This is a genomic window from Achromobacter deleyi (assembly GCF_902859705.1).
GTDB lineage: Bacteria > Pseudomonadota > Gammaproteobacteria > Burkholderiales > Burkholderiaceae_B > Achromobacter > Achromobacter deleyi.
Window position 1 is genome coordinate 133507 of sequence record NZ_CADIJO010000013.1, and the last position, 19928, is coordinate 153434.

21 protein-coding genes are annotated in these 19928 nt (G+C 67.1%); 11 read left to right on the forward strand and 10 right to left on the reverse strand.

The annotated features are described in order from the left end of the window. Positions 1 to 41: 41 nt before the first annotated feature. Both HV798_RS19230 and HV798_RS19235 read left to right on the forward strand, forming a co-directional pair. Complete coding sequence (locus tag HV798_RS19230) at positions 42 to 923, forward strand: RNA ligase family protein (RefSeq protein WP_175193115.1); 882 nt, start codon at positions 42 to 44, stop codon at positions 921 to 923. After that, positions 920 to 2056 carry an AAA family ATPase gene (locus HV798_RS19235; protein ID WP_175193114.1) on the forward strand — a complete coding sequence of 379 codons (1137 nt, stop codon included), beginning with the start codon at positions 920 to 922 and terminating at the stop codon, positions 2054 to 2056. Before HV798_RS19230 ends, HV798_RS19235 begins: the two co-directional genes overlap by 4 nt. A gap of 16 nt (positions 2057 to 2072) precedes the next feature. Here HV798_RS19235 and HV798_RS19240 read toward each other — a convergent pair whose 3' ends face one another. The 3 genes from HV798_RS19240 to HV798_RS19250 are packed head-to-tail and all read right to left on the reverse strand — an operon-like array spanning position 2073 to position 4661. Further along, complete coding sequence (locus HV798_RS19240) at positions 2073 to 2972, reverse strand: IclR family transcriptional regulator (RefSeq protein WP_175193113.1); 900 nt, start codon at positions 2970 to 2972, stop codon at positions 2073 to 2075. A gap of 26 nt (positions 2973 to 2998) precedes the next feature. Continuing rightward, positions 2999 to 3853: a fumarylacetoacetate hydrolase family protein gene (locus HV798_RS19245; protein ID WP_175193112.1), complete on the reverse strand. Its 855-nt coding sequence runs from the start codon at positions 3851 to 3853 to the stop codon at positions 2999 to 3001. 37 nt (positions 3854 to 3890) lie between these two features. Further along, a complete protein-coding gene (locus tag HV798_RS19250; protein WP_175193111.1) occupies positions 3891 to 4661 on the reverse strand; it encodes an SDR family oxidoreductase in 771 nt (256 codons plus the stop codon). 252 nt (positions 4662 to 4913) lie between these two features. Here HV798_RS19250 and HV798_RS19255 point away from each other — a divergent pair, with 252 nt between their 5' ends. Genes HV798_RS19255 through HV798_RS19285 form a run of 7 tightly spaced genes read left to right on the forward strand, consistent with a single transcriptional unit; the run spans position 4914 to position 10589 of the window. Then, positions 4914 to 5240 (forward strand): UxaA family hydrolase, encoded by a 327-nt coding sequence (locus tag HV798_RS19255; protein ID WP_175193110.1) that lies wholly within the window; start codon positions 4914 to 4916, stop codon positions 5238 to 5240. Between the two features lie 9 nt (positions 5241 to 5249). After that, on the forward strand, positions 5250 to 6482 hold the full coding sequence (locus HV798_RS19260) for a UxaA family hydrolase (protein ID WP_175193109.1): 1233 nt from the start codon (positions 5250 to 5252) through the stop codon (positions 6480 to 6482). A gap of 37 nt (positions 6483 to 6519) precedes the next feature. Next, entirely contained in the window at positions 6520 to 7203 is a 684-nt protein-coding gene (locus tag HV798_RS19265) for an amino acid ABC transporter permease (RefSeq protein ID WP_025140564.1), read from the forward strand. Positions 7204 to 7214: 11 nt separating this feature from the next. Next, the gene (locus HV798_RS19270; RefSeq protein ID WP_029954430.1) at positions 7215 to 7874 is read left to right on the forward strand and encodes an amino acid ABC transporter permease; all 660 of its coding nucleotides are present in this window, start codon (positions 7215 to 7217) and stop codon (positions 7872 to 7874) included. After that, positions 7858 to 8589, forward strand: a complete 732-nt coding sequence (locus HV798_RS19275; protein WP_025140562.1) for an amino acid ABC transporter ATP-binding protein — start codon at positions 7858 to 7860, stop codon at positions 8587 to 8589. The genes HV798_RS19270 and HV798_RS19275 overlap by 17 nt, the downstream gene beginning before the upstream one ends. 55 nt (positions 8590 to 8644) lie before the next feature. Continuing rightward, complete coding sequence (locus tag HV798_RS19280) at positions 8645 to 9463, forward strand: transporter substrate-binding domain-containing protein (RefSeq protein WP_175193108.1); 819 nt, start codon at positions 8645 to 8647, stop codon at positions 9461 to 9463. A gap of 22 nt (positions 9464 to 9485) precedes the next feature. Beyond that, positions 9486 to 10589, forward strand: a complete 1104-nt coding sequence (locus tag HV798_RS19285) for a mandelate racemase/muconate lactonizing enzyme family protein (RefSeq protein WP_175193107.1) — start codon at positions 9486 to 9488, stop codon at positions 10587 to 10589. Here HV798_RS19285 and HV798_RS19290 read toward each other — a convergent pair. The 4 genes from HV798_RS19290 to HV798_RS19305 are packed head-to-tail and all read right to left on the reverse strand — an operon-like array spanning position 10586 to position 14846. Then, entirely contained in the window at positions 10586 to 12187 is a 1602-nt protein-coding gene (locus tag HV798_RS19290) for a GMC family oxidoreductase (protein WP_175216488.1), read from the reverse strand. The two genes, HV798_RS19285 and HV798_RS19290, sit on opposite strands and share 4 nt — an antisense overlap. 17 nt (positions 12188 to 12204) lie before the next feature. Further along, positions 12205 to 13014, reverse strand: coding sequence for a shikimate dehydrogenase family protein (locus tag HV798_RS19295; RefSeq protein ID WP_025140558.1), 810 nt, complete (start codon positions 13012 to 13014; stop codon positions 12205 to 12207). A gap of 29 nt (positions 13015 to 13043) precedes the next feature. Then, the gene (locus tag HV798_RS19300) at positions 13044 to 14030 is read right to left on the reverse strand and encodes a transketolase family protein (RefSeq protein ID WP_175193105.1); all 987 of its coding nucleotides are present in this window, start codon (positions 14028 to 14030) and stop codon (positions 13044 to 13046) included. Next, complete coding sequence (locus HV798_RS19305) at positions 14031 to 14846, reverse strand: transketolase (RefSeq protein ID WP_246288949.1); 816 nt, start codon at positions 14844 to 14846, stop codon at positions 14031 to 14033. Between the two features lie 180 nt (positions 14847 to 15026). On the opposite strand from HV798_RS19305, the gene HV798_RS19310 reads away from it, so the two are divergent. After that, positions 15027 to 15731, forward strand: a complete 705-nt coding sequence (locus HV798_RS19310; RefSeq protein WP_025140555.1) for a GntR family transcriptional regulator — start codon at positions 15027 to 15029, stop codon at positions 15729 to 15731. A gap of 9 nt (positions 15732 to 15740) precedes the next feature. Beyond that, positions 15741 to 16808, forward strand: coding sequence for a glycerol dehydrogenase (locus tag HV798_RS19315; RefSeq protein WP_175193103.1), 1068 nt, complete (start codon positions 15741 to 15743; stop codon positions 16806 to 16808). Between the two features lie 350 nt (positions 16809 to 17158). On the opposite strand, the gene kce is transcribed toward HV798_RS19315, so the two are convergent. The 3 genes from kce to HV798_RS19330 are packed head-to-tail and all read right to left on the reverse strand — an operon-like array spanning position 17159 to position 19873. Continuing rightward, positions 17159 to 18094 carry a 3,5-dioxohexanoate:acetyl-CoA acetone transferase gene (gene kce, locus HV798_RS19320; protein WP_175193102.1) on the reverse strand — a complete coding sequence of 312 codons (936 nt, stop codon included), beginning with the start codon at positions 18092 to 18094 and terminating at the stop codon, positions 17159 to 17161. Then, entirely contained in the window at positions 18087 to 19091 is a 1005-nt protein-coding gene (locus HV798_RS19325) for a 3-hydroxyacyl-CoA dehydrogenase (RefSeq protein WP_175193101.1), read from the reverse strand. Before HV798_RS19325 ends, kce begins: the two co-directional genes overlap by 8 nt. Continuing rightward, positions 19091 to 19873 carry an SDR family oxidoreductase gene (locus tag HV798_RS19330; protein ID WP_175193100.1) on the reverse strand — a complete coding sequence of 261 codons (783 nt, stop codon included), beginning with the start codon at positions 19871 to 19873 and terminating at the stop codon, positions 19091 to 19093. Before HV798_RS19330 ends, HV798_RS19325 begins: the two co-directional genes overlap by 1 nt. Positions 19874 to 19928: the final 55 nt, after the last annotated feature.

Sequence of the window (19928 nt, forward strand, 5' to 3'; positions counted from 1 at the left end):
GACCGCGTCGTCGGCTTCCCCACTTTGCCTGGAGAAGTTCCATGACGCCCGATCCGCGCGCGCACGCGCAATCCTTCGACCTCTATCGCTACCCCCGCACCCCGCACCTGGAAGGCTCGCGCCTGCAGGACGGCGACGAGGGCCACGACCACGTGCCCTACCGCCACCTGCAAGGCCAGTTCCTGGTGGTGGAAGAAAAGCTGGACGGTGCCAACACCGGCATCAGCTTCAGCCCGGCCGGTGAACTGCTGCTGCAGTCGCGCGGCCACTATCTGGTGGGCGGCGGCCGCGAACGCCAGTTCAATTTCATCAAGGCGTGGGCGCAGGCCCATGCCGACTGGCTGCTGCAACGCCTGGAAGACCGCTACGTGATGTACGGCGAAACGATGTCCAAGAAACACTCGGTGTTCTACGACGCCTTGCCGCATCACTTCTTCGAATTCGACGTGCTGGATCGCCAGACCGGTGAATTCCTGTCGACCCGGGCGCGCCGCGACCTGCTGGCCGGCGGCCCGGTGCTGTCGGTGCCGGTGCTGTTCGAAGGCCTCGCGCCGGCCCGGCTGGCCGACCTGAAGGCGCTGCTGCGGCCATCGCTGGCCAAGACCGCGCAGTGGCGCGACGCCTTCGAGGCGACGCTGCGGCGCGAAGGCCTCGACCTGCCCATGGCCTGGAAGCAATGCGACAAGTCGGACCTGTCCGAAGGCTTGTACATCAAGGTCGAAGCCGGCGACCAGACCGTTGCCCGCTACAAGTGGGTGCGCGCGGATTTCGTGCAGGCCATCCTGGAATCCGACAAGCACCATTCCGAACAGCCCTACGTGCCCAACCTGCTCGCACCGGGCGTGGACCTGTACGCCAGCCAGCCGGCTGTCGACTGGGACACCCTGCGCGCGGCCGCCCAACCCTCGTCGGAGGCATCATGAACTACGAACACCTGCGGGCCCTGACGCCCGCCCCCGGCCAACAGCCGGACTTCGCGGCCTGCCTGGCGGCGTTTCCGGCGCTGGAGCTGGCCAAGACCACGCCGCAAGACCCGCGCTACCACGGCGAGGGTGATGTATGGACCCATACGCAGATGGTGGTCGAGGCCTTGCTGGCGCTGCCGCAGTATCGCCAGGCCAGCCGCGGCGACCAGGAAATCGTCTTCCTGGCCGCGCTGCTGCACGACATGGCCAAGCACAGCACCACCGTGATCGACCCGGTCACGGGCGCCATCGGCCAGCCGGGCCATTCGCGCAAGGGCGCCATCGACGCCCGCATCGCCTTGTGGGATGCAGGCGTGCCGTTCGCGGTGCGCGAAGCCATCTGCCGGTTGATCAGCGTGCACCAGGTGCCGTTCTACGCATTGGCCGGATCGCGCCGCGGCAAGTCGGCGGAATTCATCGTGCGCGAACTGTCGTGGCAGCTGGACATTCGCTTGCTGGCGATGCTGGCCGAAGCCGACATGCGCGGCCGCGTCTGCGCCGACCAGGGCAAGGTGCTGGACAACATCGCGCTGTTCTGCGAGGTAGCCCGCGACGAAGCCTGTTTCGGCCAGCCCCGCCGCTTTGCCGACGCGCATACCGCCGTCAGCTACTTCCGCGGTGCGCAGGTGCACCCGGACTACGCCTTGTTCCAGGAGCCCGGTTCACAGGTCATCGTGATGTCGGGCCTGCCGGCCAGCGGCAAGAACAGCTGGGTGGCCAGGCATCACCCCGACCTGCCGGTGGTGTCGTTCGACGACGCCCGCGAAGCCCTGGGCCTGGCCCACGGCAAGAACGAAGGCAAGGTCGCGCACCTGGCGGTGGATCGCGCCAAAGACCTGCTGCGCCGCCGCCAGCCGTTCGTGTGGAACGCCACCAACCTGAGCGAACTGATGCGCAAGAAAACGCTGGATCTGCTGTACAGCTACCACGCCGAGGTGGAACTGGTGTACCTGGAGCAGCCCCGCGCGGAACTCCTGCGGCGCAACACCCGGCGCGACACGTCCTTGTCCAACAAGACGCTGACGGCCATGCTGCACCGCTGGGACCTGCCCCTGCCCACCGAGGCTCACCGCGTGGTGTACGCGGTGTAGCCCGGGCGCCTGTCGCCTACGCCTGTTCCGGCAGGTAGCCGCTGTACCCCATCAGCGTCGACAGCCGCTTGGCCACGTTGCCGACGATCTCCTGCACCTGGGCGATGCTGGGCGATTCCTTCTGGTCGATGCGTTCGATGTGCGGCACGTTGATCGCGGCAATGACGTGGTTGCCCACGCCCATCACCGGAAACGCCACGTTGGTGATGCCGCGGATCTGGCGGCTCGCCATGCAGGCGCAGCCGTCCTTGCGCACGTCGGCCAGGATGGAAAACAGTTCGCCCGGATCGGACTCCAGTTCGCCTTCGACCTTGATGTGCGCGGCCAGCATGCGCGTGCGCTCGACTTCGTCGCGAAACGCCAGCAGCACGTGGCCCGACGACGTGTCGGTCAGGCCCATCATCACGCCCACCTTCAGGCCGAACGACCAGCGCTCGGGGCTGTCGACCTGGGCAATGACCACCACCCTGCCGCCCTGGTAGACGGCCAGGTGGCACGACTGGCGGGCGCGGTTGGCCAGCTCGCGCAGAAGCGGCAGGGCCACGCTGACCAGCGACTTGAGCGGCTGCTGGCGGTGCGCCAGCTCGAACATCTTGAGCGTCAGCGAATAGCGGTCGTTTTCGTCGACCTGCACGAAACCGCGCCGCTGCAGCGTCACCGCCATGCGGAAGATCTCGCTGACGCTGCGGCCGATCTTCTGGGCCAGCTCGGCCAGCGTATAGCCGGCCGGGCTGGCCGCCAGCGCTTCCAGGATATCCAGGCCCTTTTCCAGGGCGGGCGCCGCGTAGCGTTGCGCGCCCTGGGGTTCGGCCGACAGGTCGGCCGGCACGTCTGCCAACGAATCCGCCGACGAATCGGCCAGACCTGCGGTTTTGGACGTAGCGCGTGCGGAAGCGGATTTCTTGGTTGCGGTCATGGCGGGCTCAGGGTTGGAACCGGATTTTATTCGACCCGGGACCAGGCCTGCAGGGCTTGGCGCTGTTCGCCCAGGCCGGCGATGCCCAGGCGCATCACGTCACCCGCCTTCAGGTAGACCGGCGGCTTCTGGCCCAGGCCCACGCCCGGCGGCGTGCCGGTGCTGATGACATCGCCAGGCTGCAGCGTCATGAACTGGCTGATGTAGCTGACCAGCGTGGCCACGCCGAACACCATCGTGCGGGTGCTGCCGTTCTGGTAGCGGTGGCCGTTGACCTCCAGCCACATGTCCAGGTTCTGCGGGTCGGCGATTTCGTCGCGGGTGACCAGCCACGGGCCGATCGGGGCGAAGGTGTCGCAGCCCTTGCCCTTGTCCCACTGCCCGCCGCGTTCGATCTGGTATTCACGCTCGGATACGTCGTTGACTACGGCATAGCCGGCCACGTAGTCCAGGGCGTCGCTTTCTTCGACGTAGGACGCCTTTTTGCCGATGATGATGCCCAGCTCGACTTCCCAGTCGGTCTTGACCGAGTTGCGCGGAATGATGACCGGGTCGTTGGGGCCGGTGATGGACGAGCTGGGTTTCAGGAACAGCACCGGTTCGGCGGGCACCGGCAGGCCGGACTCGGCCGCGTGGTCGGCGTAGTTCAGGCCCACGCAGACGATCTTGCCCACGCCGTTCACGGGGCAGCCGTAGCGCACCGCGCCGTCCACGCGCGGCAGCGAGGCCGCATCGAGCTTGGCCAGCTTGGCCAGCGAAGCCGGGGCGATGGCGCCGGCATCGATGTCGCCGACCACGCCGGACAGGTCGCGCAAGGCGCCCTGGGCATCGATCAGGCCGGGTTTTTCCTGGCCGGGTTGGCCGTAGCGTACGAGTTTCATGCGTAATCCTTGGAATGGAATGAAAGATGCCGGCCGGTCAGTTGGACCAGCCGCCGTCGATAACCTGGATGGTACCGGTAGTGAAGCCGGATTCGTCACTGCCCAGGTAGACCACCAGCGCCGCCACTTCTTCCACGCGGCCGACGCGGCCGATGGGCTGGCGCGCCACGAAGGCGGCGCGCACCGCGGCTTCGTCGTTGCCTTGCTGGCGCGCCTGGGCCGCGATGCGGTCGCGCAGCGACGGCGATTCGATGGTGCCGGGGCAGATGGCATTGCAGCGGATGCCGCGCGCCACGAAGTCGGCGGCCACCGCCTTGGTCAGGCCGATCACGGCGGCCTTGGAGGCGCCGTAGACGAAGCGGTTGGGCACGCCCTTCACGCTGGATGCGGCCGAGGCCATGTTGATGATCGAGCCGCCGCGCTCGAGCATCAGCGGCAGGTAGGCGCGAATGGTGCGGTACATGGCCTTGACGTTCAGGTCCATGCTGAAGTCCCAATCGGCTTCCTCGCATTCCAGGATGCTGCCGGCGTGCACGAAGCCCGCGCAGTTGAACAGCACGTCCACCGCGCCGGTCTCGCGGGCGCAGTCGGCCACCGCGGCGTTGTCGCGCACGTTCAGCACGCGGGTGTGCAGGCCGGTCAGGCCCGCCTCCCGGGCCTCGCGCGCCAGGTCGGCCAGCGCCGCTTCGCTGATGTCGGTAGCCCAGACCTGGGCGCCTTCGCGGGCCAGGGCCAGGGCGCTGGCGCGGCCGATGCCGTTGCCGGCCGCGGTGACCAGCGCGCGCTTGTCTTGCAAACGTAGGGTCATGTCTCTTCTCTTGGGTGGGTAAGGCGGCCCGGCGTCGCCCGATGGGCAAACGCCGGATTTGTCTCATGAAAATTAAATTTCATTTGTAAAACACAATACACGGGAAATTTAGCATGCAGCAAGCATGCACACGCCTGCACCCATCGGTAATTACCCGAATTTTCCCTAAATTCTCCAGGATTCGGGAAAACCAATGTTGACCCAGGATATGAAAATTGCTTTTATATGCAAAACAATCATTCCTAAAAAATCATGACGAGACAAGCCACCCTGGACCCTCAGCTATTGCTGATTTCCCCCGAAGACAACTGCCTGATCGTGCGCAGCGCCCTGCCTGCCGGCGCCTGTGTGCAGCTGGAAGCCGGCACCGCCGTCATCCCTGCGCCGCTGGGCCTGGGCCACAAGCTGGCGCGCCGCGCCATGCCGGCCGGCGAAAAGATCCTGAAGTACGGCGCCGTCATCGGCAGCCTGACCACCGCCGTCGCCGCCGGTGACCACATCCATACCCACAACCTGAACAGCGACTACACCCCCACCTACACGTTGGAAGAAGGCCACGCCTTCACCGACCGGCACTGAGGTTTTCCCATGACGGATCTGACCCCGCCCTTGCAGGGCTACCCGCGCGCCGACGGCCGCAAAGGCATACGCAACGTGGTCGTCGTGGCCTACCTGGTGGAATGCGCCCACCACGTGGCCCGCGAGATTGCGCTGGATTTCCGCAACCTGACCGGCGACGTGCAGGTGCACCTGGTGGGCTTTCCCGGCTGCTACCCCAACGCCTATGCCGAGCAGATGATGACGGCCATCGCCACGCACCCCAACGTGGGCGCGGCGCTGCTCGTGTCGCTGGGCTGCGAAAGCATGAACAAGCGCAAGCTGGAAGCCGCCATCGCCGATTCCGGCCGGCCGGTGCACACGCTGACCATCCAGCAGCGCGGCGGCACCCGCAGCACCGTGGCGGCGGGCCGCGACTGGGTCCGCGCCACCGCGCAGCAGCTGGCTCAGCAGACGCGCGTGCCGATGGGCTGGAACGAACTGGTGGTGGGCACCATCTGCGGCGGCTCGGACGGCACCAGCGGCATCACCGCCAATCCGGCGGTGGGCCGCGCCTTCGACATGCTGATCGCCCAGGACGCCACCTGTATCTTCGAAGAAACCGGCGAACTGGTCGGCTGCGAATTCCACATGCGCCGCCGCGCCGCCACGCCCGAACTGGGCGAGGAAATCGTGGCCTGCGTCAACAAGGCCGCGCGCTACTACAGCATCATGGGCCACGGCAGCTTTGCCCCCGGCAACGCCGACGGCGGCCTGTCCACCATCGAAGAAAAATCGCTGGGCGCCTACGCCAAGAGCGGCGCCTCGCCCATCGACGGCATCATCAAGCCGGGCGACGTGCCGCCCTTTGGCGGCCTGTATCTGCTGGACGTGGTGCCCGACGGCGAACCGCGCTTCGGCTTTCCCAACATCAGCGACAACGCCGAAATCGTCGAGCTGATCGCCTGTGGGTCGCACGTGATCCTGTTCACCACCGGACGCGGCTCGGTGGTCGGGTCGGCGGTGTCGCCCGTCATCAAGGTCTGCGCCAACCCCGACACCTACCGCGCGCTGGGCGAAGACATGGACGTGGACGCCGGCCGCATCCTGGAAGGCCGCGGCACGCTGCAGGAAGTGGCCGAGGAAATCCACGCCCAGGTTGCGGCAGTGGCCAACGGCGCGCCCAGCAAGTCCGAAGACCTGGGGCACCGCGAATTCATCCTGACCTACAAGGCGTTCGAGCCCATCGGCCCGTCCTGCCTGCCGCTGACCCGCGCGGCCTGATCGGCCCGCGCAGCCAGCCGGCCCAAGGAGTGACGTTGTGAACTACACGTTTGATTTCGCGTCCGTGCTCGAACAATGGCCCTTGCTGGCGCAAGGCGCCTGGGTCACGGTCAAGCTGTCTTTCCTGGCCACGGTGCTGGGCTTCGTGCTGGGCACCCTGTGCGCCCTGGCACGCAACAGCCGGCTGGGCTGGCTGCGGGCGCTGGCCGGTGGCTACGTCGAGCTGATCCGCAACACGCCGCTCCTGATCCAGGCCTATTTCCTGATCTTCGGCCTGTCCAGCGCCGGACTGACGATGTCGATCATGACCGGCGCGGTGCTGGCGCTGGTCATCAACATCGGCGCCTATACCTGCGAAATCATGCGGGCCGGCATCGAATCCATTCCCAAGGACCAGCTCGAAGCCGGCGAATGCCTGGCGCTGTCGCGCCCGCAGGTGTTCTGGCACGTGGTGCTGCGCCCGGCCGTCGAACGCGTGTACCCGTCGCTGGCCAGCCAGTTCATCCTGCTGATGCTGGCCTCCAGCATCATGTCGGCGGTGGGCGCCGAGGAACTGCTGGGCGTGGCCAACCGCATCCAGTCCGACACCTATCGCAACTTCGAAGTCTTCATCGTGCTGTGGGGCGTGTACCTGGCGCTGTCGTGGCTGATGCGCCTGGGTTTCTGGCTGCTGGCGCAGATCGTGTTTCCGCGCCGGCGCAAGCTTGGCACGCCGCTGTAAGGACCCGCGCCATGGCTTTCTTCATTCCCGACGAACATGCCCTGTACCTGCTGCAGGGCGCCTGGGGCACCATCAAGCTGTCGGCCTGGACCTTCGTGGGCGGCGGCGCGGCCGGCCTGCTGCTGGCGCTGGCCCGGGTGGCGCCGCGCAAGCCGCTGCGCCTGGCGGCCGCCGGCTACATCCAGGTCATCCAGGGCACGCCTCTATTGGTGTTGATGGGCCTGTGCTTTTTCGGGCCCAGCCTGTTCGGCCTGGGCGAACTGTCGGCGCTGGCCGCCGCCGCGCTGGCCATGTCCGTGTACGCCAGCGCCTTCCTGGGCGAAATCTGGCGCGGCTGCATCCAGGCCGTGCCGAAGAACCAATGGGAAGCGGCCGAATGCCTGGGGCTGTCGCGGCTGCAGCGCATGGCCAAGGTGGTGCTGCCGCAGGCCCTGCGCATCGCCACCCCGCCCACCGTCGGCTTTCTGGTGCAGATCATCAAGAACACCTCGATCGCCTCGCTGGTGATCGGCTACGCCGAGCTGGCCTACAACGCCAAGATCCTGAACAACTCGACCTTCCAGCCCTTCGTGTATTTCGGCTGCGCGGCCGTCCTGTACTTCCTCATGTGCTACCCGCTGTCGCGCTGGAGCCGTTCTTTGGAAAGGAGACTGAATGCAACCCGTCGTTGAACTGGACCAGGTCCACAAACGCTTTGGCGGCACCCACGTGCTGCGCGGCGTGTCGTTTTCCGTCAACCGCGGCGAGGTCGCGGCCATCATCGGCAAGAGCGGCTCGGGCAAGAGCACCGCGCTGCGCTGCATGGACCGCCTGGAAACCACCGACGGCGGCACCATCCACGTCTGCGGCCATGCGCTGCACGACAGCGACAAGCTGGATCTGCGGGCGCTGCGCAAGGACGTGGGCATCGTGTTCCAGAGCTACAACCTGTTCCCGCACATGACGGCCTTGCAGAACATCACGCTGGCGCCGCGCTCGGTCAAGGGCGTGAAACCCGCCCAGGCACGCGAGCAGGCGATGCAGGCGCTGGAACACGTCGGCCTGGCTGACAAGGCCGACGCCTATCCCGAGCAGTTGTCGGGCGGGCAGCAGCAGCGCGTGGCCATCGCCCGGTCGCTGGCGATGCAGCCCAAGGTGATGCTGTTCGACGAAGTGACCTCGGCACTGGACCCGGAACTGACCGGTGAAGTGCTGAAGGTGATGGAAAACCTGGCCGCCGACGGCATGACCATGATCCTGGTCACGCACGAGATGGCGTTTGCGCGCGAAGTGGCCGACAAGGTCATCTTCATGCACCAGGGGCAGGTCTGGGAACAGGGGCCGTCCAGCATGCTGTCGGCCCCCGCCACGCCGGAACTGCGGCAGTTCCTGGGCAGCGGCCTGTAACGCCGCCGCCCTCTCGCAGCAATAACCACAACACCAAGACACTGGAGACACCTGCATGAACAAGCCCGTATTCCCGCCGCGCCTGCGCGCCGCCTTCATCGGCCTGGCGCTGACCGGCGCGCTGGCCGCCACCGGCGCCGCCCACGCCGACCAGCTCGACGACATCATGAAGGCCAAGAAGCTGCGCGTGGCCATCGACCTGGGCGTACCGCCTTACGGCATGAAAGACGCCGCGCTCAATTCCACCGGGTCCGACGTGGAAACCGCACGCCTCTTGGCCAAGGGCCTGGGCGTGGAACTGGAAATCGTGCCCACCACGGGTGCCAACCGTGTGCCCTTCCTGCAGACGAACAAGGCCGACATCGTCATCTCCAGCATGTCCGTCACGCCCGAACGCCAGAAGGTCATCGACTTCTCGGTGCCCTACGCCGCCATCCTGGCCGTGGTGGGCGCCCCCAAGAGCATGACGCTGACCAGCGCGGCCGACCTGTCCAACAAGAAGGTCATTTCCACCCGCGGCACCACCAACGACACCGAGCTGACCAAGATCGCCCCCAAGGACGCGCAGATCATCCGCTTTGACGACGACGCCACCTCGATCACGGCCGTGGTCAGCGGCCAGGCCGACATCTTCGCCACCGCCCCCGCCCTTTTGCGCACCATCAATGAAAAGGCGCCCGCCAAGCAGATGGAATCGAAGTTCGTGATGCGCCTGAACATGCTGGCCATCGGCATGCGCAAGAACGAACCGGCGCTCAAGGCCAAGCTGGATGACTGGGTGCGCGCCAACCTGAAGAACGGCGAACTGAACACCATCTACAAGCAATTCCACGGCGTCGACCTGCCGCAGGAAGTCGCCAAGGTCGGCGGCTGACCCCCAACCAGGAGAACCCGGAATGGCCCGCATCGTTTCCGTCGATATCCTGCAGGTCGACCTGCAGCCCAAGGTCAAACGCACCGACGCCGTGCAAAGCTTCGAGCGCCAGGAAACCCCCATCGTGCGCATCACGGATGCCGACGGCGTCACCGGCACCGGCTACAGCTACACCATCGGCACCGGCGGCTCGTCGGTGGTGCGCCTGCTGGACGACCACCTGGCGCCGCTGCTGCTGGGGCGCGACGCCGAGCACATCGAGCAGATCTGGCGCGACCTGATGTACCGGGTCCACGCCACCACCGTCGGCGCGCTGACGTCCATCGCGCTGGCGGCCATCGACACCGCCTTGTGGGACCTGCGCGCCCGCCGCGCCAAGCTGCCGCTGCACCAGCTGGCGGGCGGCGCCAAGGCGGATATCCCGCTGTATTCCACCGAAGGCGGCTGGCTGCACCTGACCGAGACGCAGCTGGTGGAAGAAGCCCTGAAGGCGCGCGAAGCCGGCTTTGGCGGCGCCAAGCTCAAGGTCGGCAAGCCCCACGTGGCCGAAGACGTGGCGCGGCTGGCCGCGGTGCGTGCCGCCGTCGGCCCGGACTGGGACATCATGACGGACGCCAACCAGGGCTTTTCCCTGCCCGAAGCCATCCGCCGGGCCCGCTGCTTCGAACCGCTGGACCTGGCCTGGTTCGAAGAACCCATCCACGCCGACGACGTGCAGGCGCACCGCCGCCTGAGCGAGTCCACCACCCTGCCGATCGCTGTCGGCGAATCGCTCTACAGCCTGTCGCAGTTCAAGGACTACCTGCAAAGCGACGCCTGCTCGATCGTGCAGGTGGACGTAGGCCGCATCGGCGGCATCACGCCCTGGCTGAAGGTGGCGCACATGGCCGAGGCCTACAACGTGCCGGTGTGCCCGCACTTCCTGATGGAAATCCACGTGGCCCTGTGCTGCGCCGTGCCCAACAGCCGCTGGCTGGAATACATTCCGCAGCTGGACATGGTGACCGAACGCGGCATGCGCATCGAGAACGGCCGCGCCATCCCGTCGGACGAACCCGGCCTGGGCATCGCCTGGGACTGGGACCGCATAGGCAAGCTGACGCTGCACCGCAGCCGCCACGGCTAACCGGCGGCCGCGGCGTCCTCCAGGATCATCTCGGCGCCGCGCTCGGCCACCATCATCACCGCCGCCTGGGTATTGCCGGACACCATCTTCGGCATGACCGAGGCATCCACCACCCGCAAGCCGGACACCCCATTGACCCGCAGCCGCACGTCGGTCACGGCGGCGGCGTCCGACCCCATGCGGCAGGTGCCGATGGGGTGATAGATGGTCTGGCCGTTGCGGCGGGCAAAGTCCAGCCATTGCGCATCGGTTTCCACCGCCGGCCCCGGGCTGAGTTCGGCCTCGACATAGTGCTGCAACGCCGGCCGCTGCACGATGCGCCGCGCCACCCGCATGCCGCCCACCAGGCTGTCGCGGTCGACCTGGGCCGACAGGAAATTCGGCCGGATGGCTGGCGCCGCCAGCGGATCGGCCGACTTGATGTGGATGGTGCCCACCGATTCGGGCCGCAACTGCGCCACGCCCAGCGTCATGCCCGGATGCCGGTCCAGGATGCGCTCGGCCGCGTTGGCGTAGCTGGCATGCACGAAGAAATACTGCACGTCGGGCGCGGGCAGGTCCGGCGCGCTCTTGATGAAGCCGAGCACGAGGCCCGTGCCCAGCGTCAGGATGCCCTTGCGCTGCGTGTAGTAGCGCGCCACCTGCTGCGCCAACCGCCAGCCGCGCGACATCTCGTTCAGCGTCACCGTATTCTTGACCCGCCAGTTCATGCGCGTGGCGAAGTGGTCGATGTAGTTTTCGCCCACCTGCGGCTGCGCATGCACCAGCGGGATGCCAAACGACTGCAACAGCGCCGGGTTGCCGATGCCGGACAATTCCAGCAGTTGCGGCGACTGCACCGCCCCCAGGCACACCAGCGTCTCGCGGCGGGCCCGCACGGTGAATTCGCGGCCATTCTGGCGGTAGGCCACGCCTACGCAGCGCTGGCCCTCGAACAGCAGCCGGGTCACGTGCGCGCCGCATTCCACCGTCAGGTTCTTGCGCCCGGCGGCGGGTTTCAGGTAGCCGTCCACCACGCTCCAGCGGCGGCCGCGGTGCTGCAGCACCTGGTAATAGCCCACGCCGTCCTGCTTGCCGCCGTTGTAGTCCGGGTTCAGCGGCAGGCCGTCTTCCTGGGCGGCGCGCAAGAACGCGTCGGACACCGGAAAGCGCTCGGCCACTTCTTCCAGATGCATCGGCCCGTTCTTGCCCCGGGTAGCGTCGCCGGGTTCGTAATGTTCGATCTTGCGAAATACCCGTTCGGCCTGGCCGTAGCCCCAGCCGGTGGCGCCCGCGGCTTCCCAGCCGTCGTAGTCGGCCGGCTGGCCGCGCACGTAGATCATGCCGTTGATCAGCGTCGAACCGCCCACGCCCTTGCCGCGCGGCACGGCGATGGTGCGGCCCTGGACGTTGTCTTCGGGTTCGGTGGCAAAGCGCCAGTTGTAGTCCGGGTTGACCAGCAGCTTGGAAAAGCCCGCCGGAATGCCGATCCACATGCTGCGGGCTTCATGGCCCGCTTCCAGCATCAGCACCCGGTGGCGGCCGTCGGCCGACAGCCGGTTGGCCAGGATGCAGCCGGCGGTGCCGCCGCCCGCAATAATGAAGTCGTAATCGCCCATCGTCAGGTTCCGCGGGGTCAGGCTTGGGCGGCGGGCGCCACGCCCATCATTTCCGCCATCAGCTCGATCTGCCCGGCCAGCATCGGCGCGCCATAGTGCACGTTGCAGCCGCGCGCCTGCGCGGCCCGCAGCAGCGGGGTGTCCTTGGGCTGCATGATGACCTCGCACACCAACTGGTCCGGCGTCAGGCGCTGTACATCCAGCGGCAGCGCGTCGTCTTCCTTCATGCCCAGCGACGTGCCGTTGACCACCAGGTCGTGGCCCGACGGGTCGGCCGTGCCGACATCGATGCGGGCCTGCGGATGCAGCGACAGGATGCGGGCCTTCAGGTCTTCGGCCTTGGCCGGCGTGCGGTTGGCGATGGTCAGGCGCGACACGCCCGCCTGCACCAGCGCAAAGCCGATGGCGTTGGCCGCGCCGCCGGCGCCGGCCAGGTAGGCGCTCTTGCCCTCGGGCGACACGCCCGCCGTGCGCAGGCCGCGCACGAAGCCTTCGCCGTCCAGCATATGGGCCACCAGGCGGCCGTCGGCCTCGCGCCGCACCACGTTGGCCGCGCCGATCTTGCGCGCCACCGGGGTGGCCTCGTCGGCCAGCGCCAGAATCGCCGCCTTGTGCGGCATGGTGACGATCAGGCCGCCCAGATTTTCCAGGCGGCGCAGGCCCGCCACCACCTCGGCCAGGTTGTCGGGCCGCGCATGGAACGGCACGCACACGCCGTCAAAGCCGATGCGCGCGAAGTGCTCGTTCATGCGCTGCGGCGTCTTCACGTGGTAGATCGGGTCGGCCAGGATGCCGAACAAGCGCGTATTGCCGCTGATTTCCTTCATTGCTGTCTCCATGTCTTTATCTCAATGCCCTAGCGCTGGATGCATTCACGCGCTACGGCCTCGATGCCGGCGCCGTCCAGCTGGTAATGGGCATACAGGGTGGTGGGCGGGGCGATCAGGCTGTATTCATCGTAGATGCCATGGCGCCGCAGCCGCGTGCCGGTGCCGGCGTCCGCCAGCACTTCGGCCACTGCCGACCCCAGCCCGCCCATCACGTTGTGTTCTTCCACCGTCAAGAGCGCGCGCGCCTGGCCGGCGGCGGCCAGCACGGCCTCGCGGTCCAGCGGCTTCACGGTGGGCATGTCGATCACGCCGACCGACAGGCCGTCTTCGCGCAGCCGCGCGGCGGCCTCCAGCGCCGCATGCAGCGTGATGCCGCAGGCGATGATGTTCAGGTCGGTGCCGGTGCTATGGGTGATGGCGCGGCCGAACGTGAACGGCGTGCCGTCTTCGTACACCTGCGGGTCGCGGCCCCGGCCGATGCGGAAGTAGATCGGCTCGGGCCAGTCCACCGACGCCTTGATGGCGGCGGCCAGTTGCGGGCCGTCGGCCGGCGACACCACCGTCAGGCCGGCAATGGCGCGCATGGTGGAAATGTCTTCGGTGGCGTGGTGCGAGGTGCCGTAGAACCCCAGGCTGATGCCCGTGTGGTGGCCGATCAGGCGCACGGGCAGCCGGGTATAGGCCACGTCCATGCGGATCTGCTCGCAACACAGCAGGCCCAGGAACGAGGCGAACGTGGCCACGAAGGGCATCAGTCCGGTCGTGGCCAACCCGGCCGCCGCCGACACCATGTTCTGCTCGGAAATGCCGAACTGCACGTAGCGGTCGGGATAGGCCGACGCAAAGCGGTTCAGGCCATTGGAATACTGCAGGTCGGCCGAGCCGGCCACCACCGGGTGCCCGGCCTGCGCCAGGTCGATCAGCGCGTCGGAAAGATACGACAGCCCGGGGTTCACCGCATTCAGCGCGCGGTACTGCCAGGAATCGGGGGAAGTTATCTGTGCCTGTGCCATTCAGATCTCGCGGGTCATGATTTCGTCGATGGCGGCCTGCGCGTCTTGGGGCGCCAGGTAGCCCAGATGCCAGCCGGGTTCGGTTTCCATGTAGCCCACGCCCTTGCCCTTGATGGTCTTGGCGATGACGCAGGCCGGCTTGTCGCGCGTCTCGTCGGCGCGCAGGCGGCGCAGCAGCGTGGTCAGGGCCGACAGGTCATGGCCGTCCACCTCGTGCACCTCCCAGCCAAAGGCCTGCCACTTGTCTTTCAGCGATTCCACGCCGATCACGTCATCGACCTTGCCATCGAGCTGATAGCCGTTGCGGTCGACGATGGCAACCAGGCGCGACAGCCGCTGGTGGGCGGCGAACAGCGCGGCTTCCCAGACCTGCCCTTCCTGCATCTCGCCATCACCCAGCATCACGAAGACGTTGTAATCGCGCCCGTTCATGCGCCCGCCCACCGCCATGCCGGCGCCGTTGGACAGCGCGTGGCCGATGGACCCCGAACTGAAATCCACGCCCGGCACCTTGGTCATGTCGGGGTGGTCGCCCAGCGGGCTGCCCAGGCGGGTATAGCCGTCGAGCAGTTCGCGGGCAATGAAGCCGTGGTCGGCCAGCACGGGAAACAAGCCCACCGCCGCGTGGCCCTTGCCCATCAGAAAGCGGTCGCGGTCCGGCCAGGCGGCCTCGCCCGGGCGCAGCCGCATCACGTCGTAGTACAGCGCGGCAAAGATCTCGGCGCACGAGAAGACCGAGCTGTAGTGCCCGACCTTGGCGATTTCGATCAGCCTGATTGTCTCCAGCCGTATGTAGCGGGCCTTTTCCCGCAGCATGCGGATTTCCCCTTCGGTTGGGGCTCCCCGGTCCTGGCGCATGACGTTCCCTTACGTCGTTAGAATATATGATATATAATATACCCATCGCGCTCGAATTGGCTAGGCCGGGCTAGAATTCAGCCGGGCGCTGTTTTCCGGCCCCGGCCCATTCCCTCGAACCCGCAAGCCCCAACCGTCATGCCCAGCCTTAAACCGGTAAAGAAAGAGAACCTCTCCGTCAAGGTCTACAACGAAATCCGCAATGCCCTCATCAATGGGCAGTACGAACCCGGAGAGCGTCTGATCATTGGCGAGCTGGCCCAGGAAATGGGCGTCTCGATCACGCCCGTGCGCGAGGCCATCTTCCGCCTCATCAGCGAACAGGGCCTGGAAATGCAGGCCGCCACCGCGGTGTACGTGCCCTACGTCAATTCCGAAAAGCTGCGCGAAATCCAGCAGATCCGCTTCCACCTGGAAGGCATGGGCGCGGCCGAAGCCGCCAAGAACATCACCCGCAAGCAGCTGGACAACCTGATCGCCCTGCAGAAGGACTTCATCTCCTGCACGTCGACCGATCCCAAGCGCGCCAGCTACCTGAACCGCAAGTTCCACTTCGCCATCCTCGAAGCCAGCAACAAGCCCATCCTGCGCAACACCGTGGAATCGTTCTGGGTCATCACCGGCCCCATCCTCAAGGTGTTCCATGTGAAGACGGCCGGGCTGGACTACTCCGAAAACGAGCACCGCCACGAAGCCGTGATCGACGCGCTGGAAGCCCGCGATTCGGAAGCGGCCGCCAAGGCCATCCAGGCCGACCTGGTCTGGGGCGGAAAAATCATGATCGACTGGCTGGTCGAACGCGAAAAAGAACTCGACTACCGCCCGCCCGGGCCCCGCAAATAGGAAGATCCCATGCTGAAGATTTTTGGCGCTCCCGGCCGTTATATCCAGGGAGCGGGCGCACTGGACACCCTGGGCGACTACGCCGCCCTGTTCGGCCGCCATGCCGCCCTGGTCATCGACCGCTACGTCCATGGCGTGCTGGGCCCAAGAATCGAAGCACTGTGCGCGGCGCGCCACGTGACGCTGACGCCGCTGCTGGTGGAAGGCGACCTGACGCCCGAGGCCATCGCGGCGCTGCGCGCCCAGGCCGCGGCCGCGGGCATCGACATGGTCATCGCGGTGGGCGGCGGCAAGTCGCTGGACGCCGGCAAGGCCGTGGCCAAGGCCGCGCACTGCCACCTGGTCACCGTGCCCACGGTGGCCTCGAACGACGCGCCCACCAGCAAGAACTACGTGCTGTACGACGCCCATCACAACCTCCTGGCGGTCGAGCACATGCTGTTCAACCCCACCATCGTGCTGGTGGACACCGCCATCATCGCCACCGCCCCCGCGCACTTCTTTCGCGCCGGCCTGGGCGATGCCATTTCCAAGAAGTTCGAAGCCGAGCAATGCGCCCGCAACGGCGGCAGGAACATGTATGACGGCGCCCCGCTGCTGTCGGCCCAGTTGATCGCCGACGGCTGCCTGCGCACGCTGCTGGCCGATGGCCCCGACGCGCTGGCCGTCGCCGGCAGCGGCGCGCCCACGCCCGCGTTCGAGCGCGTGGTGGAAGCCATGATCCTGATGAGCGGCCTGGGTTTCGAAAGCGGCGGCCTGTCCATCGCCCACGCGCTTACGCGCGGCCTGCCCAAGATCACGGGCGTGGCCACCGCGCTGCACGGCCTGCAAGTGGCCGTGGGCCTGCTGGTGCAGCTGGACCTGGAAGACCGCCAGGACGGCATGCTGGCCACGCTGACCCAGTGGTACGACCAGGTGGGCCTGCCCACTACGCTGCACGCGCTGGGCGCCGCCAGTCCGACCGACGCCGAACTCACGCTGGCGGCCGACCTGACCCTGAAGGCCCGCCACGCCGCCAATTTCGATCGCACGCTGGACATCAAGACTCTCGCAGACGCATTGCGCCGCCACGCGTGAAAAGCTGCCGATAAGAACACCCCCGCCGCCGGGCCGCCCCAAGGCGGGGGCGCCCCCTTGGGGGCAGCTAGCGCGTAGCGCGCGGCGTGGGGGCCTACCCTTCCGCCGCCGGACCGCCCCAAGGCGGGGGGCGCCCCCTTGGGGGGCAGCTAGCGCATAGCGCGCGGCGTGGGGGCCTTCCCTTCCGCCGCCGGGCCGCCCCAAGGCGGGGGCGCCCCCTTGGGGGCAGCTAGCGCATAGCGCGCGGCGTGGGGGCCTTCCCTTCCGCCGCCGGGCCGCCCCAAGGCGGGGGCGCCCCCTTGGGGGGCAGCTAGCGCATAGCGCGCGGCGTGGGGGCCTTCCCTCCCGCCTCAGAACGCCACGTTGTCACCGCCCTTGAGCCCCAGCTTGGCGCGGGTTTCCTCCGGCGTGGCCACTTCCAGATTCAGCGCCTCCAGGATGGTGCGGATGCGCTCGACCTGCACCCGGTTCGACTCGGCCAGCTGGCCCGGCCCGATCCACAGCGAATCTTCCAGCCCCACCCGCACGTTCGACCCCATGGCCGCGCCGATGGTCGCCAACGGCATCTGGTTGCGGCCGGCGCCCAGGATCGACCACTCGTATTCATTGCCGAACAGGCGGTCGGCCGTGCGCTTCATGTGCATCAGGTCTTCGGGGTGCGGCCCGATGCCGCCCAGGATGCCGAACACCGACTGGATGAACGGCGGCGACTTGACCAGGCCGCGGTCCACGAAGTGCGCCAGGTTGTAAAGATGGCTGATGTCGTAGCACTCGAATTCGAAGCGGGTGCCGTTGGCGTTGCCCAGCTCAAGAATCGATTCGATGTCCTGATACGTGTTGCGAAAGATCAGCGAACGGCTGTTTTCGAGATGCTCGCGTTCCCAGTCGTGCTTGAAGTCCTGGAAGCGGCCCAGCATCGGGAACAGGCCGAAATTCATCGACCCCATGTTCAGCGACGCCAGCTCGGGCTTGAAGGTGGTGGCCGGGCGCATGCGTTCCTGCACTGTCATGTGCGGGCTGCCACCGGTGGTGATGTTGATGATGGCGTCGGTCTCGGCCTTGATGCGCTCAAGGAAAGGCTTGAACAACTCCGGGTCTTGCGACGGCTTGCCGGTTTCGGGGTCCCGGGCGTGCAGGTGCAGCACCGCCGCGCCCGCGCGCGCCGCGCCGATCGCGGCTTCGGCGATTTCGTCGGCAGTGACCGGCAGGTGCGGCGACATGCTGGGCGTGTGGATGGCGCCCGTGACGGCGCAGGTGATCACGACTTTCTGTTTGGGTTTAGCCAATTTCGTCTCCGTTGCTTTGTTTGTGGCGCATCAGGCGCATCAATTGCTCGTCGCGCCAATAGCGGCGCGCCGTCAGGTCTTCATCGGGCAGCAGGCGCCGCCGCTCGGCCGACAGGGCATCGACCAGCGCGCCCTCCCAGGCCACGCTTTCGGCCTGGGTGGCACCGATGGATTGGTACAGGCCGCCATAGCGGCCGCAGTAATCGGCGATGCCGCCGGGGGCATTCAAGTCAATGGTTTCGAACGGCCCCATGAACGACCAGCGCAGGCCCAGGCCGTCTTTCACGGTGGCGTCGATGTCCTCGGCGCTGGCGATGCCGGCCGCCGCCAGCCGGAAGGCCTCGTGCAGCAAGGCGCCTTGCAGGCGGTTCAGGATGAAGCCTTCGATCTCGCGCGTCATCGACACGGGCTTTTGGCCGATGTCCCGCATGATGTCGCGGGCGCGCGCCATCGTGTCCGCGCTGGTCCAGGGCGCCGGGCACAGTTCCACCACCGGAATCAGGTAAGGCGGGTTGACCGGATGCGACACCAGGCAGCGGTGGCGCCCAGGCAGGTCCTCGGTGAATTCGCTGGCCGGGATGCTGGATGTGGAACTGCCAATGATGGCGTCGGGTTCGGCCGCCGCATCCAGCAAGGGGAACAGGCTGCGCTTGATCTCGCGCGTCTCGGGCGAGTTTTCCTGGATGTAGCTCGCGCCCTTGAGCGCATCCTGCAGGCTGTCGGCGACGTGGATGCGCGCAGCGGCCGCCGCGGCGTCCTGCAGCAGCCCGTGCGCCTGCAGCTGGTCCAGCTGGCGGCGGATCAGGGCGCTGGCCTCGCCCAGCATGGCCGCATTGACGTCGTACAGGCGCACGTCCCAGCCTTTGCGGGCGAACACGATGGCCCAGCCCTGGCCGATGAGTCCGGTGCCGATGATGGCCGCGCAGCGGCGGCCAGCAAACTCAGGGTCGGTACCGCGACGATCTGCCCCGTCGCGCGGGTCGGTGGTGGCCGCCATCAGTAGAGCTTCTGCGTGAAGCCGTCCACCACGATGGCCTGGCCCGTCACGCTGCGGGCCGCCTCGCTGGCATTGAACAGCACCATGTTGGCGATATCGCGCGCCGTGACCATGCGGCCCAGGGCAGCCTGGTTTTCGTACAGCGCCGCGATCTCGTCCACCGGCTTGTCCAGCGTCTTGGCCTTGGCGGCGATGACGGCGCGGATGCGCGGCCCTTCGACAGCGCCCGGCAGGATCGCGTTGACGCGGATGCCGTGGCCGCCCAGTTCAATGGCCAACGACTTGGTGAAGCCGATGACCGCCCACTTGGACGCCGAATACACCGAACGCCCGGCGAACCCCAGGTGCCCCGCGGCCGACGACAGATTGATCATCACGCCCGCCCGCGATTCCTTGAGCAGCGGGATGGCCTGGCGGGCGCACAGGAATTGACCCGTGATGTTGACGGCCAGGGTGCGATCCCAATCGGCCTTGGACAGGGTTTCGACAAAGCCCGTGGGGCCGGCCACGCCGGCGTTGTTGATCAGGATGTCCAGCCCGCCCAGCGTCTGGCGCACGGCGGCGAACAGCGCGGCCACGCTGTCTTCGTCCGACACGTCGGCGTACACCGCCTGCACGCCGGGCAACTCACCCGGCAGCGCGGCCAACCGGTCGCGGTTGACGTCGCACACCAGCACCGACGCCCCGGCGCGGTGGAACACCTGCGCCATTTCCATGCCCAGCCCATCGGCGCCGGCCGTGATCAGTACCCTTTTTCCGGCGAAATCCACTTCCTCGAACATGCGTATGTCTCCTGGATTCTTTTCGTGAAACGCCTTTTGATCATATAGGATATAT

What these genes read in the sequence shown, in the direction of transcription:
- HV798_RS19230 (WP_175193115.1), top strand. Translation starts at nt 42, where the DNA reads ATGACGCCCGATCCGCGCGCGCACGCGCAATCCTTCGACCTCTATCGC.
- HV798_RS19235 (WP_175193114.1), top strand. Translation starts at nt 920, where the DNA reads ATGAACTACGAACACCTGCGGGCCCTGACGCCCGCCCCCGGCCAACAG.
- HV798_RS19240 (WP_175193113.1), bottom strand. Translation starts at nt 2,972, where the DNA reads ATGACCGCAACCAAGAAATCCGCTTCCGCACGCGCTACGTCCAAAACC.
- HV798_RS19245 (WP_175193112.1), bottom strand. Translation starts at nt 3,853, where the DNA reads ATGAAACTCGTACGCTACGGCCAACCCGGCCAGGAAAAACCCGGCCTG.
- HV798_RS19250 (WP_175193111.1), bottom strand. Translation starts at nt 4,661, where the DNA reads ATGACCCTACGTTTGCAAGACAAGCGCGCGCTGGTCACCGCGGCCGGC.
- HV798_RS19255 (WP_175193110.1), top strand. Translation starts at nt 4,914, where the DNA reads ATGACGAGACAAGCCACCCTGGACCCTCAGCTATTGCTGATTTCCCCC.
- HV798_RS19260 (WP_175193109.1), top strand. Translation starts at nt 5,250, where the DNA reads ATGACGGATCTGACCCCGCCCTTGCAGGGCTACCCGCGCGCCGACGGC.
- HV798_RS19270 (WP_029954430.1), top strand. Translation starts at nt 7,215, where the DNA reads ATGGCTTTCTTCATTCCCGACGAACATGCCCTGTACCTGCTGCAGGGC.
- HV798_RS19275 (WP_025140562.1), top strand. Translation starts at nt 7,858, where the DNA reads ATGCAACCCGTCGTTGAACTGGACCAGGTCCACAAACGCTTTGGCGGC.
- HV798_RS19280 (WP_175193108.1), top strand. Translation starts at nt 8,645, where the DNA reads ATGAACAAGCCCGTATTCCCGCCGCGCCTGCGCGCCGCCTTCATCGGC.
- HV798_RS19285 (WP_175193107.1), top strand. Translation starts at nt 9,486, where the DNA reads ATGGCCCGCATCGTTTCCGTCGATATCCTGCAGGTCGACCTGCAGCCC.
- HV798_RS19290 (WP_175216488.1), bottom strand. Translation starts at nt 12,187, where the DNA reads ATGGGCGATTACGACTTCATTATTGCGGGCGGCGGCACCGCCGGCTGC.
- HV798_RS19295 (WP_025140558.1), bottom strand. Translation starts at nt 13,014, where the DNA reads ATGAAGGAAATCAGCGGCAATACGCGCTTGTTCGGCATCCTGGCCGAC.
- HV798_RS19300 (WP_175193105.1), bottom strand. Translation starts at nt 14,030, where the DNA reads ATGGCACAGGCACAGATAACTTCCCCCGATTCCTGGCAGTACCGCGCG.
- HV798_RS19305 (WP_246288949.1), bottom strand. Translation starts at nt 14,846, where the DNA reads ATGCTGCGGGAAAAGGCCCGCTACATACGGCTGGAGACAATCAGGCTG.
- HV798_RS19310 (WP_025140555.1), top strand. Translation starts at nt 15,027, where the DNA reads ATGCCCAGCCTTAAACCGGTAAAGAAAGAGAACCTCTCCGTCAAGGTC.
- HV798_RS19315 (WP_175193103.1), top strand. Translation starts at nt 15,741, where the DNA reads ATGCTGAAGATTTTTGGCGCTCCCGGCCGTTATATCCAGGGAGCGGGC.
- HV798_RS19325 (WP_175193101.1), bottom strand. Translation starts at nt 19,091, where the DNA reads ATGGCGGCCACCACCGACCCGCGCGACGGGGCAGATCGTCGCGGTACC.
- HV798_RS19330 (WP_175193100.1), bottom strand. Translation starts at nt 19,873, where the DNA reads ATGTTCGAGGAAGTGGATTTCGCCGGAAAAAGGGTACTGATCACGGCC.